The organism is Enterovibrio norvegicus (genome assembly GCF_002876705.1).
Lineage (GTDB): Bacteria > Pseudomonadota > Gammaproteobacteria > Enterobacterales > Vibrionaceae > Enterovibrio > Enterovibrio norvegicus_B.
Genome location: NZ_MDAG01000068.1, coordinates 96242 through 112762 on the forward strand (window position 1 = coordinate 96242; position 16521 = coordinate 112762).

A 16521-nucleotide genomic window follows, 5' to 3' on the forward strand; every position below is an offset into this window, starting at 1 on the left:
AGAAACGCATAGAAATATCGACTGGCTAGTCCAAATGATGTGAAAAGTCTAAAAGTGCAAATGACGATGCGCAAGAGCCTGCATTCAGCGGTAGGCTCAATGTCTCACCCTTGAACCGTGTTTTTACAACTTTTTATGCCGCGGTCTGATTTCTACGCAGATACCACTCAGTAATATAGTCTGAAAGCGCTAAAACGGCGGGCTCACTCGCGCCAGGCTTGAGGCACAATCCACTGGCTATAGATGTTTCAAGGTTATCGTTATTTAGCCAGTCGAGTAGATCCATCTTGTCTGTCACAGAGCAAGCAGCAATAAGAGAAACCACCATGCCTGACTCAATTGCGGCATTCAGCCCATGGAAATCAGCAGCAGACAGCACAACCTGGTAGGGCACACCTGCACGATCAAGTAACTCCAATGCAAGCCTTCCCCAACGGCAATCACTTTCAATCGCGATAGGAATAGGGCGATCTTTACAGAAAGTGACATGCTTACTTTTTGCCCACACCAGTTTTTCTGTGAACAAAGGCGTCGCTGGGTATGTGTTGTCGTGAATATTGATCAATGCCAAGTCCAACCTGCCATCCACGACTTGTCTCAGTAAACGTTGGCTGCTGTTGCTTTGAACCGAAAGTTGAAGGTTTGGGTATCTCTCGGTAAATCCGTTAAGAATACGTCGAAATACGAGGTTTACGTAGTCGTCACAGACCCCTAGTTTAACCAAGCCATTCATGTCCGGACAGTGAAAGTGGGCCAGTGCTTCGTCATTGAGTTGGAGCATTTGTCGGGCATAACTCACCAAGGTTAAACCGTGTGTGGTGAGCTCATGTCGTCTTCCCTTTTTTTGAAAAAGTGACACACCGGAAACTTCTTCTAATTTTTTCATCTGCATACTTACCGCAGACTGTGTTCGGTGAACGCTATTGGCGGCCGCGGCGAAGTTTCCGCAATCAACAATGGCAACGAGGGTTCTGAGTTGGTCTAAATCGAAATTTGTCATTACTTCAACTCCTTTGAAGTATTGGGCAAAAACTATTGGCTTTTCTGAATTATTAAATTGGTTAAAACTGCATCTGTCAAGCAAGAGGTCTAAAAGCGATTAAGCGGGGTGAAGCATGAAAATCAATAGCGCAAAAAATTCACATGCAACTGAGTCTGAGAGCAAAACACCGTTTGAGCAATTCAAGCGCAATGTGTTAGCACGTATGGTTCATGCCGCTTGGTTGTTATGGCGAAAGCACGAGTTAATTTCTTCTCTTGAGCGAAGAAAAAACGATCCGCATTTTTTGAATGATATTGGCTTAACGCAAAAGGATGTTGAGCGAGAGATCGAGAAACTGAGAGCGCAGAAGCCATTTTAGTTTAGGTTCAATACTACCGAGTTCGAGTCCATTAGCAGGTGATTTCTGCACATATAACCGCAATGATTTGTCATTTGCGGTTTTCTTTTATTTACCCAAAGCGCTTTAACTGACGTCTACAAACACGCTTTACATCAGTGTATGAATCATTTCTCGCACTAAATTCTAGGCAATGAGACAGCGGCGTGGCCTCTGTTTAGTTAATATACATGCCATTGATATTCGGTGTGATTGGTTCCTTCTCGTTAAATAACGCAGACACATCAATGTGTAAAAATTTCTTTTGTTGTGTTTTGCTTAAGGAAAGAATCCTGACTATTCTTTTATTAAGACACTGAGTTTAAAGATATTGTTTAGCCCAGCATTAATGTGCGACAGGGCACATGGCTTTTGCAATGATGATTCAAATGTGAGATGCTGGTCGCATAGAGATTGAGTCGATACAGTAAGTTGGTCTGTAAAAAGAGATTTAGGTCAGCAATAAAGGTTAGAACGCGAATCTTCACACGCTGTTATTGCTGCCCAGATAGTTTGTCCCATTGAGAACAAGTTAATAACAAAAAGATCTGCCTTGAGTGGATCATTTATGGACACATACAGTCATCAGGTTTTGGTTTGGTCGCCGACTGCCTAGTGATTGGTCCAATTTTGGCGTTACTGCATAGCTGGACTTTACGTTGCTTCGGCATTGAAAAGTTAAAATGAGTAACCAACCCGGCACATGGACCGGGTTTTTTATTGCCTGACGTTTGTGATTCACTCGCATTCGTTCGATATTTTCTCGCTTCTCGCTTCTCGCTTCTCGCTTCTCGTTTCTCAAACGACAGATACAAAAAAGCCAGACTGTTGTCTGGCTTTCTGAATTTAACCGCGAAGTTAATGCACTAACGCTTATTCGCTTTTAGCGGCTTCTTCTGTTTCTAGCTTCTCAGCAACGACAGCAAATTCACGTGTTGGCTTACCTACGATAGAACGCGTAGTTTCTTTGATGTCTGCCAATACGATTTCTATTTGGTCACCCAGTTGGAATGCTTTGTTGCCATCTACAGAGATGGTGCCTTGATCGCCATTACATTCAACACGCTTCTTGTTATCAACAATCAATGAGCCTGGAATGAAGGCCATTGCGCCATTTTCAAGTAGGCGGGTACGCATGCCAGCACGGTTGATGTCGAAAATCTCAGCGGTGAAGGTTGTTTTGGCTGCCACGCTGTCTTTCAACAGGCGAACGTACAACCAATCAGCAACATCACGTTCCGCCATGCGGTGGTGCTTACGATGCAAAGCCAATTCATCACCAATGAGCTCATCTGGTGTTTGTGCAGCAGTTTCACCGCGCACAATCGCTTTCAATAAGCGGTGGTTCAGCATGTCACCGTATTTACGGATTGGAGAAGTCCATGTCGCGTAAACATCGAGGCCCATTGCGAAGTGCGGCGCTGGGGTGTTGCCTACTTCACTGTAAGATTGGAACTTACGAATGCGGTTGTCCAAGAAGCTCGTGTCTTGTTCATTCAACCAACGGCGTAGCGCGCTGAAGCCTTCTAGCGTTGCTAGGGTTTCTACGTCTGTTTCGCCGCCATGGCTATTGAGTAGTTCAACCGCCTCTGCGATTTTCTCAGGGTTGAAGCCCGCGTGTGTATTAAACACGCCGAAACCAAAGTGTTCGCGAAGCGCACGACCCGCACAGATGTTGGCGGTGATCATGGATTCTTCAACCATGCGGTTAGCAATGCGTCGTGCATCCACATGGATAGCAACAACATCGTTATCTTCGCTCAGTTCGAAACGGTAGTCTGGACGGTCAGGGAAGGTGACTGCGTTAGTTTCACGCCAGTTCATACGTGCTTTTGCAAGTGCATGAAGGGCAGTGACTTGTTCTGCAATGACTTCAGATGGCTGCCATTTCTCGCAGTGACCTGTTTCGATGAAATCCGACACATTGTCGTAAGCCAGACGGCCCTGTGATTTAACCCACGCTGAGAAGAACTGTGCGTCGTCTTTGATGGTGCCGTCAGTATCGACGGTGACTCGGCAGCAAAGAGATGGACGTACTTCATTTTCACGCAGTGAACACAAGTCATCGCTTAGTTCACGCGGAAGCATTGGGATATTGCGACCAGGCAAATAGATGGTATAGCCACGCTCGCGTGCTTGACGATCTAGATCGGTGTTTTCAGCAACGTAACCGGTTGGGTCTGCAATTGCGATGGTCAGTGTAAACGTGCCATCGTTGTTCGCTACGGTGTGGAGTGCATCATCCATGTCTTTGGTTGATTCACTGTCAATCGTAATAAAAGGAACGTGGGTGAGATCTTCGCGTACGAGTGATTCATCCAACATGTCCCATTGCGCTTGTGGCGCAGGTTCTTGGTTCGGCAAGTTATGCTTTGCTAACGTTACCCACCAAGGTGCGATTTTGTCATTGGCGTCGGTGATTTTTTCGCTGATTTCACAGAAGAAACCGTTACCGCCTTTAAGAGGGTGCTGCGTTAAATTAGCAACAACCCAATCGCCTTCTGCCAATTCACTGTGGCTAATGCCTTTGCGTGTTTTCGCGCGAATAGCATCTTTTAACTGAGGATGATCTGGAACAACGTTCAATTTGTCGCGAATAAGCTTAACGCGACCGATAAAACGCTCCACTGATTGCTCAAGCAACTCATCGGGTTCAGCGACTTCTTTGTCTTTTTCAGTACGAATTAGAGCCACAACCTTGTCACCGTGCATGACTTTTTTCATGTACGGAGGTGGGATGAAGTAGCTGTTTTTATCGTCAGCTTCCAAAAAGCCAAAACCTTTTTCTGTGGCTTTGATCGTGCCTTCTTTCTTTGGAATGCTTTCTTTGATTTGTTGTTTTAGTTGTGCAAGTAGCGGATTGTCTTGAAACATTAGCCTGGTCTCAGAATGTGAACCGCCACACTATACGTATTCGGGACGCTAAAACCAAGGTGTACCACGTTAGAATTTCCGACGATGAATAGTGCAAAAACTTAGTGGAGCCTCCCAAACTGGATGTAATCAGTATGCCTAATGTTCTTGAAATGACAGAATGACTTGAGAAATGTCCCAAGTATGAGAAGGCATAGATGGAAAATGCGCAGTTAAGCAGCCCTACAAGAATTGTTAAGAAAGCCGACTCGTTAGAAGGATGGTGTGAAGAAGTCTTTGATCGCCTTAGACAGAGGAACGAAGCGCAAAATATCGCTCTGTTCATTTGGCATGAAGAAGGTTTGAAACTCGTTGCCAGTCAAACCCAGCGCGAGTTTTGCTTCTTTCAACAATTTCGCCCTGCAGAAGAATACAGCGGTTATCGTATTGATTGGGAAAAGCTCGCTGAAAGCGTTAAGGAAAACGACGGCTCATACATTTCAGAACTTCCTATCAATGCGGCATGGCGACAAAGTTCAATGCAGTGGGAACATGCAGTTATTCCTCTTTATGAAAATGAAGAAATTCTTGGCTACATGCTACTGGAAGTGGAATTGTTTAATGAAGAGAAGAAATTTTCCGAATCCAGCTTACTGTGGCTAAAAGATCGCGCTGAACGACAATTAAAATGTCGAATCCTTTCTCACAACCTTAATCAATTCCATTTATCCAGTAAGAAAAATGAACTCGATCTGGCATTGAATAACCATACGCTTGCTTCTCAGCTCTCTCATTTAAAAAGTCTGCATGAGATTTCCCTTCGCTTTACTAAGGCAACATCCATCAGTTCGTTATGCCGTATTGCAGTAGAGCTAGGAAAGAGCCGGCTTCAAATTGACCGTATGGCGATTTTTCTTTGTGACATGGAAACCTGCATGATGTGGGGGACATGGGGCACCGATAAATACGGTAATACGATAGACAGATCGGATGTAAACCAAGATTTACCCAACAACCCGTTCATGGAAGAAGCCTTGGCTCGAAAGAATGAGCTCATCGTGAAAGAGAACGTGCCATTGTACTTCGGTCAGGAACAAGTCGGGATCGGTTGGAATATCATGATGGCGATGTGGAACAATGATGAATGCATAGGGTGGATTGCGGCAGATAACCTTATCTATAAATCGCCATTGGATGAGCCTAAAAAAGAAGCCATCAAATTGCTTGCGGCGTCTGTGTGTCAAAAAATCATAAAGCTCAGAGAAACAGAAGAAGCGGATGAGCGCTTCTATCAGTTACAAGAACACTGCCGTCGTCAGACTCAAGACCTAGAGTATCTGCAGTCTCGTGTGGACGTGGTCAATGCACAAAATCAATGGCTAGGTATTCATGATGCGTCAACGGGATTATTGGGGACGCGTTACTTCGACTTGAGTTTCGCCTCTTTTGTTGCATGTGCCAGAGACAGGCGACGGAATATTGCCAGCTTCTCTATTTGCATGGACTTCTATAAAGCATTTCAGAAAGCCTATGGGGAAGAAGCAACCATTCGGGTTTTCCAAACCATTGCAAGGGAAGTGAAATCCATCATTAAACCGGTGGGACTGAACATGCTCTTCACAACCCAACCAGGAAAGCTCTCTCTATTGGTTCATTGCAATGATGAAGTCCTGTTGAAAGAGATTGCAGATAAAATTGTAAAAACAGCGTATACGCTAAATATTGAAAACAAGGCGTCACCCTTTTATCAACGCGTGACACTGAGTGTTGGGCTGTCGACAAATTGTGTTTCTTTGTTCAGTTTGCAAAGCAAAGTGTTAAAGAAAGCAGAAAAAGCGTGTTTGATGGCGGAGAAGTTAGGGAAAAATCGCTATTGCGTAGACTAGAAAAAACGGTGCCTAGAAGTTTGATTGCCTGATTTAACAGCAAATTGCTACGTAATTAGACGTTTGCAGTCAAAAAGCCATCAGTCGTAGAAAGAATTGTGAACTTGTTCAATTTTTTCTGGCTTTTTTTGGTTTATTAGCGCAGAATTCTCGCCTCATTTGTCGAGGCCCGTAGCGTTGGATGCTGTTGCAGTGAGTAGGAAGTCATTTGATTTAATTCATATTGACCCTGCATCAGTAAGGATAACAGTGCAAAACCGCTAACAGGGGCCCCGTTACTTTAGTCTATATATTGGGATCCCAATGCAAGATACTGTTACTGAATTTCGTCAGTTAGATCTGTCTGAAAACCTTCTTTCCGCTTTAGATTCAATTGGCTTCGTATCACCAACGCCAATTCAAGCGGCTTCGATTCCTCTTCTATTGACTGGTGCTGATGCACTGGGCAAGGCACAAACCGGTACGGGTAAAACCGCAGCGTTTTCACTGCCAGTTCTGAACAAAATCGATCTGAACCAACACAAGCCACAAGCTATTGTTATGGCGCCTACTCGTGAATTGGCTATTCAGGTTGCTGCAGAAGTTAAACTTCTGGGTAAAAACATCGCTGGCTTGAAAGTGCTAGAGATCTACGGTGGTGCATCTATCGTCGATCAAATGCGTGCTCTGCGTTCAGGCGCTCACGTTGTTGTTGGTACTCCTGGTCGTGTTAAAGACCTTATCAACCGCGAACGCCTACAGCTAGACGAAGTGAAAACTTTCGTACTAGATGAAGCCGATGAAATGCTGAAAATGGGTTTCGTTGACGACGTAACTTGGATCATGGAACAAGCACCAGAAACTGCGCAGCGCGTACTTTTCTCTGCAACCATGCCTCCAATCGTTAAAGAAATCGTTGATCGTTTCCTACGTAACCCAGCGCGCATTGACGTTGCAGGTAGCAACCGTACTGTTGAGAAAGTTGAGCAACAATTCTGGGTTGTTAAAGGCGTAGAGAAAGATGAAGCAATGGCTCGTCTTCTTGAAACTGAAGAAACTGACGCATCAATCGTGTTCGTTCGTACTCGTCAAGATACCGAGCGTCTGGCTGATTGGTTGCAAGCACGTGGCTTTAAAGCTGCGGCACTTCACGGTGACATTCCACAGTCACTGCGTGAGCGCACTGTTGACCACATCAAACGTGGCGTAATCGATATCCTAGTAGCAACTGACGTTGTTGCTCGTGGTCTTGACGTTCCACGTATTACACACGTATTCAACTACGACATCCCATTCGATGTTGAGTCATACATTCACCGTATTGGTCGTACTGGCCGTGCTGGTCGTGCTGGTAAAGCGATTCTGTTGGTTCGTACCAACCAAATCCGCATGCTGCGCACCATTGAACGTGTAACTTCAACGCGTATGGATGAGCTTGAGCTTCCTGCACGTGATAAAGTTGCTGCTTGTCGCCTAGCGGCACTGGCTACTGACCTTGCAGAGCAAAAAGAATCAGAAAGCATCGAAGCATTCGTTGGTCTGATTGAGAAGCTTCAAGAGCAGATCGACGTTGATGCAGCAACTCTTGCTGCAATGCTTCTTCAGCGCCAACAAGGTAAGCGTCCGTTGTTCTACACCGGTCCAGACCCAATGGTTGCAGCTATTGAGCGTGAAAACAAACGTCGTGAATCACGTCGTGATGAGCGCCCTCGTGACGGTAGCCGTCCTGAGCGTGGCGAGCGTCGTAGCTACAACGCTGAAGATTGGGATATCTACCAACTTCAAGTTGGTCGTGACCAAGGCGTTCAAGTTAAAGACATCGTTGGTGCAATTGCGAATGAACTAGGTCTTGATAAGAACTCAATCGGTTCTATCAAACTAGCAACTGGCCACACTTACGTGCAACTTCCTAAGAAGATGCCAAAAGAAGTATTGGGTCAACTTAAGCAACTGCGTATTCGCCAAAAAGCAACTGAAGCTCAGTTGGTTGAAGGTTCAGTGAACATGGATCCACCACGCCGTCGTACCGGTGGTGACCGTGATCGCAACAGCAATGGTGGTAACGGCGGCCGTCGTTTTGACAACAATGGCCCACGCGGTGGTAACAACCGTGGTGATCGTGCTCCTCGCGGTGACCGTGCTCCACGTGGTGAAGGCGAACAACGTCGCTTTAACCGTGACCGTGGTAGCGACAGCCGTTCATCATTCCGTGGTGAGCGTCGTCACGCTGACGCATAATAACGAACCCTCGTTATAAAAAAGAGCCAGCTTATGCTGGCTCTTTTTGTATGTATCGATAGTCCTATTTGTGCAAAAAATGCTTAAGCTACTTCTGCTTCTGCTTCTGCTTCTGCTTCTGCTTCTGCTTCTGCTTACCCCCATCCACATCCGTGATTTTTTGCGTACAACGGCGACGCGGCACAGCGAACAACCCAAATCTGCTTTTGAATGTTGATCCACAGGTCATACGTTTCTCCCACTTTTGCTACGTAGTCGTATGCACTTCCTTGCTATATTTCATCTATCCGCTGCTCGCGAGTGGGAATGTGTCAAATAAACGTTCATGTTTCCTTCAGTTTGAGGACTGTCTTATGCTGAACATGCAGTTTGATAGACGCGTCATTATTGATACCCAATCACTCGGTTGGCAACCATCCCCCGCCGAAGGTGTGTTTAGAAAACCGTTGGCACGAGAAGATGCTGAGCGGGGACACGCCACCAGTATTGTGAAGTACGTCCCCAACAGCGCCTTTTCCCTTCATCAGCACCCCATGGGTGAAGAGATATTTGTGCTCGATGGCGTATTTTCTGACGAGTTTGGTGACTATCCAACGGGCACCTATCTTCGTAATCCGCCTGGAACATCTCACGCGCCTTTTAGCCGTTTGGGGTGCACCTTATTGGTAAAACTTCATCAGTTCTCTCCGAATGATACGCATCAAGTACAAATAAATACACGTGATGCGGAATGGGTAGACGGGCAGGGCAAATTGAAAATGCTGTTGCTCCATGAATTCAATGGAGAGCAGGTTGCGCTGATACGTTGGCCTGCTGGTCAGCACTTTTTTTCTATCTCACACTTTTGTGGTGAAGAGGTATTCGTGCTGAGTGGGGAGTATCGCGATGAGTTTGGTCATTACCGACCTGGCACCTGGATCAGAAACCCGCACATGTTTGAATATAACCCTTATGCCGAGGAAGATACCTTGCTTTGGGTAAAAGTAGGGCACCTCCCTTATCCTAAGCCTCTTTGAAAAGTATGCGTTCGACGCAAAACAGAGACAAATGTCTATACGTTTCACCGCTAGTATGGTGGTTGAGTGAATAGCTTGAGAATTCGGTCGTTTCTTGACAATGGCTCAGTTTTTTTGGCTCAAAACTTATAGGACGCGATGGACGAGGATGTTTCAGATAACTAATCAGCCGTACCAGCCGTATTTCGATATAGCACCGGTTCCCATGATCCTTCTCAACGATTTCGGTGAAATTGTTCATCGAAATGCAGAGTGCGACCTGCTTTTTAATATCCATCCATCACGACCCGTGTTTAACGACTATGTGGCTGAAGATGTTTGGTCTGCATTGAACGCGTATTTTTCAGAGCTTCCTAGCTCGATCCCTAATGAACCCTTTTCATTTGACATTACATTGCATCAAACAAAGAGGCGGTATCGTTTCAAAGCAAATGTTGCCACCACATTTCCATCCCCCAGTTTTGTCGTTGTGCTTTCACCGCTATCGCAAAATACAGCGGAGCCTAAACGTCGAGCACTCGAACAAGGGAAAGCGTTCCTTGAGCAGCTGCCAGTCAGCATGGCAATGCTGGACGAATACGGAATCTTTGTTGGGGCTAACCGTGCTTTCTGTGATTTATTGGGTTACGACGAAGCGTCGCTAGTGGATCGCATGGAAGCGGATGTGACGTTTGCGCCAGACGCCAACAGTGAAACACCGCTTCGTAACAACCTTAAGTGTCACATAGACAAACAATATAGCGTTGATAAGCGTTACATACACAAAGATGGTCATCAGATCTGGGTGCGCGTTTTTGTCTCGCTCACCACTGATTCAGAATGTGATTCTGCCAATGACAACGTTCGTTATGTCATTGCGGTTATTGATATTCACGAAGAAAAGCAATTGCAAAATGTCATTGCCACGTCTGAACGTCGTTTCCGTGCCATCGCGGAAAACATCAGTTCTGTTGTGTGGATGTCGGGCGCTGATCCGCAACGCGTGCTTTACGCGAATAAATGCTATCGCAGTGTGTGGGAAGAATCGGTCGACAAACTATACAGTGATGCGCGTTCTTTTCTCGATAAAGTACACCCTGCAGACAGGGAAATTGCTGAATCCATTCGTTTTAATACATCCGGTGACTCCTGGAGTATTAATTATCGTTTGCTGTTTGATGACGGACGCGTCAAACATTTGCGCGACAGCGGCCATTGCGTTTTTGATAGCAATGGCGAATTGATCTACCGCGTGGGTACATCAACCGACATCACTGCTGAAATTAGCCAGCGCGACAATATGGTTGTTATGGCGAAGAAGCTGAAAGAGCTTGTTGATTATGATTCCCTCACGGGCTTGAAGTCACGCCATGCGATCATGACGGATATTCAAGAGAGTTTTCAGCACTTTAAACAAACCAATGATCCTTCGGTTCTTGTGTACATTGATGCGGATGGATTTAAAGGTATCAACGATACATTGGGGCATGATGTTGGTGACAAAGTGCTCTGTGCTATCGCAAAACACCTAACCAGCCATATTCGTGACACCGATGTAGCGGGACGTATTGGCGGCGACGAATTCATCGTTTTGCTTCGTCATACTTCACAAGAAGATGTCGCGCAAATCCTTGAGCGATTGTGCAGTGAGATACATGACATAAGTTTACCCGGAGACATGAAGGTGTCCTTGAGTCTCGGTGCTTATGATCTTAGTGACGAAGTTATTACGGCAGAACAGTGGCTTAACGACGCTGATAAAACCATGTATCACAATAAAAGGGCACGAAAACGTGCTCGTAAATCGCAACTAAAAACACAGTGACTCTTATTGCTCTAAGCGAGTATTAGAACTTTCTGCTGATATAGTGCAGTTGTATTTTTATTGAGACGGTTCTTTGTATTGCATCAGAGTATTCTCTTAGTTGTATAACAGAGGGATTTACCATGCAGAGTGTTGTGGAAGTTTTCGGTACTGCGCTAGCCAGCTATTACAACGGTAATAAATCAGGGAAACTCATTGTTAGGGAAAACAATGGTACATCAGTGATCCCAACATCTGATTTCTTTCGACGACCAGAAGATGTGGCGACAGATCGCATCGCGTTGTCTTACTGCCGACGAAGTGTTCTGAACATCGGAGCAAGCAGCGGAGAGCATTCGCTGTACCTCGTGGCAAAAGGTATAAAAGTAACGTCAATAGACAGTTCTCCTATTGCGTGTGCCATCATGCATCAGCGAGGCGTCCCGTCCGTTATCTGCGGTCATCTTTTTGATCAACATCCTATGTTCGATCGCACCTTCACATGGCTCGCTTTACGTGGCGTCGTGGGTCAACTCGGGAACATTCGCAATTTCTTCCATTTTCTGGATCTTGCCCATCGTAATTTGTACCCGGGCGGGCGATTGATCCTAAGCTCAGAAAACCTTCGCTATGAAGGTTACCGTACTCGTCATTTGACGTTTGAGTTTGATGGAAGGGTGAGTGAAGAAATGCCGTGGTTTGACATTGGTATGTCAACGCTAAGGCGTGTAGCGGAAAGTAAGAACTTTAACTGCCGAATTGTCTATTGTGATGACAGCAACAAGTACGTGGCGTTACTAACAAAGCGTTGATTGAGTGACACTGTCACAATTTCACGAGTGGTGAATGTGTCAGTGTAACTGTCAGATATTTATGAAATAAATAAAAGTGGGGCAATTATAGCCCCATGATTTTTGAATATTTTTCCACACAGTGTTCAAAATGTTCGCGCATGCTATCTTCAGTTTGCGCCTGTGCTTGCTGCAATAGAATACCGCGTTCTGCCACCCCGTTTTTTACCTGCCATACGGCGTATGAGGCTTGCTTATCAAGCTCGATCATCTGTTTTTCATCGGGTGGCAATAGGGCTAAGTTTTGGCTCATGCTGACTCTCTGTAGAATTTAAACCTCAAAAACGTGCATAACATAGCTGAGACTCGCATTAACGACAAGCGCTTACCGTCCCCTTACGGGAATCTGACACAGTTTTGGCCGATCCTGATTACTATTGGCGCTACATCGCGTTAAGTAGTAAGAAGGCGGATATATGGAATTCACTTATCAAGACAGACAAACACTCTACGATGCTTGGATGTCTTACAAAGCTAAACTGAGAATCACTCAAATTGAAATGGCAAAGCGCTTAGGGATCAATCAATTGGATTTTTCTCGCGTGCTGCGAGGTGACGTACCTTTGGAGCAAGGCTTTGTTTACCGTTTCTGTAAGGAAATTGGCATTGAACCAGACCAATCTCTTCCAAGCTTAAAAGCCCTTCGAAACGTATCTGCACCTTCTGGTCCTGTCACAGTAAGAACATCACTCACCGTTGATGGCACCATTTCAAAAGTGGAATACCAAGGCAATCAAGTCTTCATAGAATTTGAAACGCTGCCATAAAGAAAGCCATCGTTAGATGGCTTTTTGGGTTTTCAGTCCTGAAAGAGGCAGTGAACGTGGCTATGAGGCGTTGGCAATTGCAGGGCGGTTAGCCACAGTTTGTTGCCACTTTTGAAGCGCCGGCACGTTTTCATCAATGTGTATGTCGAGATTTTTTATAAAACCACACATGACAAACGCAGTGATATCTGCAACGGTAAACGTGTCACCGGCGACAAACGTCGAGTGCTGCAAACGGGCTTCCAACCGCGGCAGGAACTCAATCACACGTTGTTTTGACTCTTCGCCCCACGCGGGTACGCAACGCTCTCTGTCGTTGTAAATGCCGGTGATGTTTCGAAATGCCTGAAACGCGGGAAACAAACCATCCAGCTCTACAATGCGGTTCCACATTTCGACTTGTCCGATCGCTATAGGCGTATCACCAAAAAGGTGATTATCTGTGGGGAAGGCGGCATCAATGTAGCGGCAAATCGCCATGGACTCACACAGGCTCGTGCCGTCATCCAATGCTAATACCGGGATCTTTTTATTCAGGCTCAGCGCAGCAAATTCGTCGGAAAGGTTTTCACCGCCACCTATGTCCACATTGACACGTGGAATTTCAATGTTCTTCTCTGCAAGAAACAGACTGACACGTCGAGCGCTGGGCGCAGGGCCTTTTTCGTAGATCTTCATCGTTTCTCCTTGCCGTTTTCATGGGCGACTGGTTTCTCTATTTGGGTGAATTTCTGGTTACTTGGGTGAAAGAGGAAGCCACACCGACACGCTTACACCGTTCTGTGTCTGCAAGTTTTGGATAGAGAGCTCTCCACCATGGAACTCCGACACTAAACGGGCGATATAAAGGCCTAAACCTAAATGCGGTTTATCGGACTTTTGTTTTTCCTCCCGAACAGAGACCATGGAATTGAGCAATTGATTTCCCATATTTTTAGGCAGTGTCGGCCCAAAATTTGAAACTGTGATGCAGGCGCGGCTATCAACACGGTTGAGCTGAACCGTAATTGCTGTCTCTGGTGTGCGAAATTCAGCGGCATTGGCAACCAATTTATCGAGCAATTGAGCAATGTACTCAGGCACACCAAGCATTACGTAACCGTTTGATTGTGAGGAAACCTCAATCGTGAACACTTGTTCCGGATACGCATATTCATAGCCCTGAACGCAGCCTTTGATCACTTCATCAAGCGGAAACGCCTGCGTATCTGCGTGGTTAAAGCTTTGTTCTAAACGTGTCGCTTCCGTCATGCTGGATAAGATGGTCGCCAATCGAGAAACACCTTCTTGAGCGCGATCAATATAGCGTTGCTGATCATCATCCGTGGTGACGAAGGAAAGGTTCTCCAAAGAAGAGCGCACAACCGCAACTGGCGTTCGAAGTTCGTGAGACAGGCTGGACGACATTTTTTCTAGGTAGCTGTTGTACTCGGATTGTCGATTAACCATGTTAGACAGCGTACGAGAGAGGTCGCCAATTTCGTCTTTACTTTGCGCAGGAGAAAGCTGGTGGCGAACGCGGCCTTGAGGGTCAATGGCACTCTCTGCGTCATCTCTGAGTTTTCTCACGCGGCGAGAAATGTGTGAACCGAACAACAGCAAGACCACAACCCCAATACAAATTACCGCCAGCAACACATTAAACAACTGCTCTAAAGCTTTGTTGCGCAGTGTCTTGATGCCCTTGGTGTTCTCTTCAACAACCACCGCACCCACCACGTGGTTATTGATCTTGATGGGGTAAGCGGCGGATAAGATCAGCGACCCTTGGTCTGGCGTTAATCGCCAATTGGCGTAAGGGCGACCTAATAATGCTTGTTGCACTTCGATGCCGCGAAACACCGCTGCATTTTGCATCGTATCAACGATAGATTCTGGAGGGCGCTCAAGCCATTGGTAGTAAAGTGGGTTGAGTATGTGGGTTTGCAGCCAGCCCATGATACCGTTCGGCGGCTCTTGATATTCAACGGTGGTTTCCCATACGCCATTGGCGGTTTGCAGGTCGCCACTTTTGGCCAATACGCGGGCATGACGATCGACCACCCACACCCGTGAACCGTCATCGTTGATGGTATTGAGTACGCTTTCCAGTGCAGGTGATGGCGTGAGTAACGTGCCTAGGGTTTCGGCGTTCTTGGGATTGGATGTTGCAATGATGGTTTCTATTTCTCGATTGAATGGGTCGTTAACGTTATAAAACGCTAACCCCAATTTCTCGCCCACGAGCCAGTTGGGAATCGCCAATTCAATGACATGACCTGTCGAGGTTTCCTGCCACCACGCGTTTATTGCATTTGAAGGAAAAACGCCGTTCTCTGAAAGAATAGAATCTTCAATTAAATCAACGTGTGCACGTCCGCTTTGTGTTGCGGTGACGGCGTAACGTTTTAAGTCGCCTTCTGGGGTGGTTAATGCCACTATTAGGTGGTCGTTTCTGTCAATGCGACTGGTCCCTTTGCGTTTTAATACTGGGTTCGCATCGGTCACATCAAGTAGGGCATACACATCGTCACCGTCACTCCCCATGACCAAATCAAACTTAATGTTGTCAGGCCTGTAGGTGTTCTTGCTGAAGACCACGTGCTTTGATGTGTAGGGTTTAAAATGCTCGCGGTAGCGCTCCCAATCAAGGGGGCTGCCATCTATATCGATATGCGAATTGAGGTCAAAGGCATACAGGTCTTTGCCATCGTCTAAACGTGGTTTCGTAAAGCGTTGGCGTTCAAATAAGCGAGGTTGCTGATTAAGCGCCATTGAGAATGCTCGCGCTGACCCCATCACGGTTTGTTCTTGGCCCTGGCGAAGCACATTCTCAAGTTCCCACACGTACTTGTAACCAATAAACGGCAACAAAAGCAGTAAACCTGAGAGCAAAACGACTTTGGTGCGAATGCCTGATGCCCAGCGAAGCACGCGCTCAATCAGCGATGTCATTTGTTGCTATCCCAGCGGTAGCCCATGCCATACACCGTATCGATATGGTCAAAGTTGCTATCCAATGCGATAAATTTTTTACGAATACGTTTTACGTGTGAAGTGATGGTGCTGTCGTCGACAACAACATGTGCCTCTTGCATCAAATCTTGACGACTTCTTACGTGACCAGGCCGTTTAGCTAAGGCATGCACCAGCCAAAACTCCGTGACGGTGAGATCAACCGTCTGATCATCCCATTTAACCTGCATACGGTTGAGATCGAGTGTCAGTTTTTCTCGTTCAAGCAGAGACTCTGTGTCTGTCGCGGCTTGGCTCAGTAATTCACTGCGACGAAAGAGTGCAGCAATACGCGCCATCAAGTGTGGCAGGCTAATGTCTTTCGTTAAGTAGTCATCCGCGCCCATGCGAAGGCCCACAACGGTATCAATATCACTGTCACGCGCGGTTAGGAAAATAATGGGAATGGTGGCTGACATTGCACGTAGAGATTGGCAGAGGTGAAACCCACCATCGATTTCATCAGCAAGGCCAATATCAATGATCGCCAAATCGGGCATGCGTTGCTTAAAGCCATCTTCCGCATCTTGTCGGTTGGCATAAGGTGATACCGCATAACCTTGCTTGCGGAGCACATCCGCATAGTTTTCTCGGATAGCGGGTTCATCTTCTACGATAGCAATACGTTTCATTTTTTCTCTGGTAATCAATCAGTAGTTGGTTTGACTATACCCGAAATCATGCCATGAAAAAGGGGGGAAAATGCGTCATAAGTGAAAAGCCATTTTTTTGCCACATTTGATCGGCACATTGCCCGATTTGTTCCCAAAGCTTG

The 16521-nt window shown here is 46.2% G+C and carries 13 protein-coding genes; 7 read left to right on the plus strand and 6 right to left on the minus strand.

Annotated features, from left to right (window positions below):
• Positions 1 to 133: 133 nt before the first annotated feature.
• Entirely contained in the window at positions 134 to 1000 is an 867-nt protein-coding gene (locus BCT27_RS23335) for a LysR substrate-binding domain-containing protein (protein ID WP_102317928.1), read from the minus strand.
• A 115-nt stretch (positions 1001 to 1115) separates the two neighbouring features.
• On the opposite strand from BCT27_RS23335, the gene BCT27_RS23340 reads away from it, so the two are divergent.
• Entirely contained in the window at positions 1116 to 1361 is a 246-nt protein-coding gene (locus BCT27_RS23340; RefSeq protein ID WP_102396942.1) for a hypothetical protein, read from the plus strand.
• Positions 1362 to 2252: 891 nt separating this feature from the next.
• On the opposite strand, the gene BCT27_RS23345 is transcribed toward BCT27_RS23340, so the two are convergent.
• Positions 2253 to 4253, minus strand: coding sequence for an exoribonuclease II (locus BCT27_RS23345; protein WP_102396943.1), 2001 nt, complete (start codon positions 4251 to 4253; stop codon positions 2253 to 2255).
• A gap of 197 nt (positions 4254 to 4450) precedes the next feature.
• Here BCT27_RS23345 and BCT27_RS23350 point away from each other — a divergent pair, with 197 nt between their 5' ends.
• The 5 genes from BCT27_RS23350 to BCT27_RS23370 all read left to right on the plus strand — a co-directional run bounded on the left by BCT27_RS23350 (position 4451) and on the right by BCT27_RS23370 (position 11946).
• Complete coding sequence (locus tag BCT27_RS23350; protein ID WP_102317925.1) at positions 4451 to 6118, plus strand: GGDEF domain-containing protein; 1668 nt, start codon at positions 4451 to 4453, stop codon at positions 6116 to 6118.
• A 303-nt stretch (positions 6119 to 6421) separates the two neighbouring features.
• Positions 6422 to 8335 carry a DEAD/DEAH box helicase gene (locus tag BCT27_RS23355; protein WP_102317924.1) on the plus strand — a complete coding sequence of 638 codons (1914 nt, stop codon included), beginning with the start codon at positions 6422 to 6424 and terminating at the stop codon, positions 8333 to 8335.
• Between the two features lie 353 nt (positions 8336 to 8688).
• Complete coding sequence (locus tag BCT27_RS23360) at positions 8689 to 9351, plus strand: cupin domain-containing protein (RefSeq protein ID WP_102396944.1); 663 nt, start codon at positions 8689 to 8691, stop codon at positions 9349 to 9351.
• A gap of 148 nt (positions 9352 to 9499) precedes the next feature.
• Complete coding sequence (locus BCT27_RS23365; protein WP_241908634.1) at positions 9500 to 11155, plus strand: sensor domain-containing diguanylate cyclase; 1656 nt, start codon at positions 9500 to 9502, stop codon at positions 11153 to 11155.
• Positions 11156 to 11277: 122 nt separating this feature from the next.
• Positions 11278 to 11946, plus strand: a complete 669-nt coding sequence (locus BCT27_RS23370; RefSeq protein ID WP_017011129.1) for a methyltransferase domain-containing protein — start codon at positions 11278 to 11280, stop codon at positions 11944 to 11946.
• Between the two features lie 85 nt (positions 11947 to 12031).
• Here the strand turns inward: BCT27_RS23370 and BCT27_RS23375 are convergent, their stop codons facing one another.
• Positions 12032 to 12238 carry a DUF3283 family protein gene (locus BCT27_RS23375; RefSeq protein ID WP_017011128.1) on the minus strand — a complete coding sequence of 69 codons (207 nt, stop codon included), beginning with the start codon at positions 12236 to 12238 and terminating at the stop codon, positions 12032 to 12034.
• Between the two features lie 163 nt (positions 12239 to 12401).
• Between BCT27_RS23375 and BCT27_RS23380 the strand changes: the two genes are divergently transcribed.
• Positions 12402 to 12752 carry a helix-turn-helix domain-containing protein gene (locus BCT27_RS23380; RefSeq protein ID WP_102389895.1) on the plus strand — a complete coding sequence of 117 codons (351 nt, stop codon included), beginning with the start codon at positions 12402 to 12404 and terminating at the stop codon, positions 12750 to 12752.
• A 60-nt stretch (positions 12753 to 12812) separates the two neighbouring features.
• Here the strand turns inward: BCT27_RS23380 and BCT27_RS23385 are convergent, their stop codons facing one another.
• Genes BCT27_RS23385 through pdsR form a run of 3 tightly spaced genes read right to left on the minus strand, consistent with a single transcriptional unit; the run spans position 12813 to position 16378 of the window.
• A complete protein-coding gene (locus BCT27_RS23385) occupies positions 12813 to 13430 on the minus strand; it encodes a glutathione S-transferase (protein WP_102396946.1) in 618 nt (205 codons plus the stop codon).
• A 57-nt stretch (positions 13431 to 13487) separates the two neighbouring features.
• Positions 13488 to 15686, minus strand: a complete 2199-nt coding sequence (pdsS, locus tag BCT27_RS23390) for a proteobacterial dedicated sortase system histidine kinase (RefSeq protein WP_102396947.1) — start codon at positions 15684 to 15686, stop codon at positions 13488 to 13490.
• Positions 15683 to 16378 carry a proteobacterial dedicated sortase system response regulator gene (gene pdsR, locus BCT27_RS23395; protein WP_102396948.1) on the minus strand — a complete coding sequence of 232 codons (696 nt, stop codon included), beginning with the start codon at positions 16376 to 16378 and terminating at the stop codon, positions 15683 to 15685. Before pdsR ends, pdsS begins: the two co-directional genes overlap by 4 nt.
• Positions 16379 to 16521 lie beyond the last annotated feature (143 nt).

What these genes read in the sequence shown, in the direction of transcription:
- BCT27_RS23335 (WP_102317928.1), bottom strand. Translation starts at nt 1,000, where the DNA reads ATGACAAATTTCGATTTAGACCAACTCAGAACCCTCGTTGCCATTGTT.
- BCT27_RS23340 (WP_102396942.1), top strand. Translation starts at nt 1,116, where the DNA reads ATGAAAATCAATAGCGCAAAAAATTCACATGCAACTGAGTCTGAGAGC.
- BCT27_RS23345 (WP_102396943.1), bottom strand. Translation starts at nt 4,253, where the DNA reads ATGTTTCAAGACAATCCGCTACTTGCACAACTAAAACAACAAATCAAA.
- BCT27_RS23350 (WP_102317925.1), top strand. Translation starts at nt 4,451, where the DNA reads ATGGAAAATGCGCAGTTAAGCAGCCCTACAAGAATTGTTAAGAAAGCC.
- BCT27_RS23355 (WP_102317924.1), top strand. Translation starts at nt 6,422, where the DNA reads ATGCAAGATACTGTTACTGAATTTCGTCAGTTAGATCTGTCTGAAAAC.
- BCT27_RS23360 (WP_102396944.1), top strand. Translation starts at nt 8,689, where the DNA reads ATGCTGAACATGCAGTTTGATAGACGCGTCATTATTGATACCCAATCA.
- BCT27_RS23365 (WP_241908634.1), top strand. Translation starts at nt 9,500, where the DNA reads ATGTTTCAGATAACTAATCAGCCGTACCAGCCGTATTTCGATATAGCA.
- BCT27_RS23370 (WP_017011129.1), top strand. Translation starts at nt 11,278, where the DNA reads ATGCAGAGTGTTGTGGAAGTTTTCGGTACTGCGCTAGCCAGCTATTAC.
- BCT27_RS23375 (WP_017011128.1), bottom strand. Translation starts at nt 12,238, where the DNA reads ATGAGCCAAAACTTAGCCCTATTGCCACCCGATGAAAAACAGATGATC.
- BCT27_RS23380 (WP_102389895.1), top strand. Translation starts at nt 12,402, where the DNA reads ATGGAATTCACTTATCAAGACAGACAAACACTCTACGATGCTTGGATG.
- BCT27_RS23385 (WP_102396946.1), bottom strand. Translation starts at nt 13,430, where the DNA reads ATGAAGATCTACGAAAAAGGCCCTGCGCCCAGCGCTCGACGTGTCAGT.
- pdsS (WP_102396947.1), bottom strand. Translation starts at nt 15,686, where the DNA reads ATGACATCGCTGATTGAGCGCGTGCTTCGCTGGGCATCAGGCATTCGC.
- pdsR (WP_102396948.1), bottom strand. Translation starts at nt 16,378, where the DNA reads ATGAAACGTATTGCTATCGTAGAAGATGAACCCGCTATCCGAGAAAAC.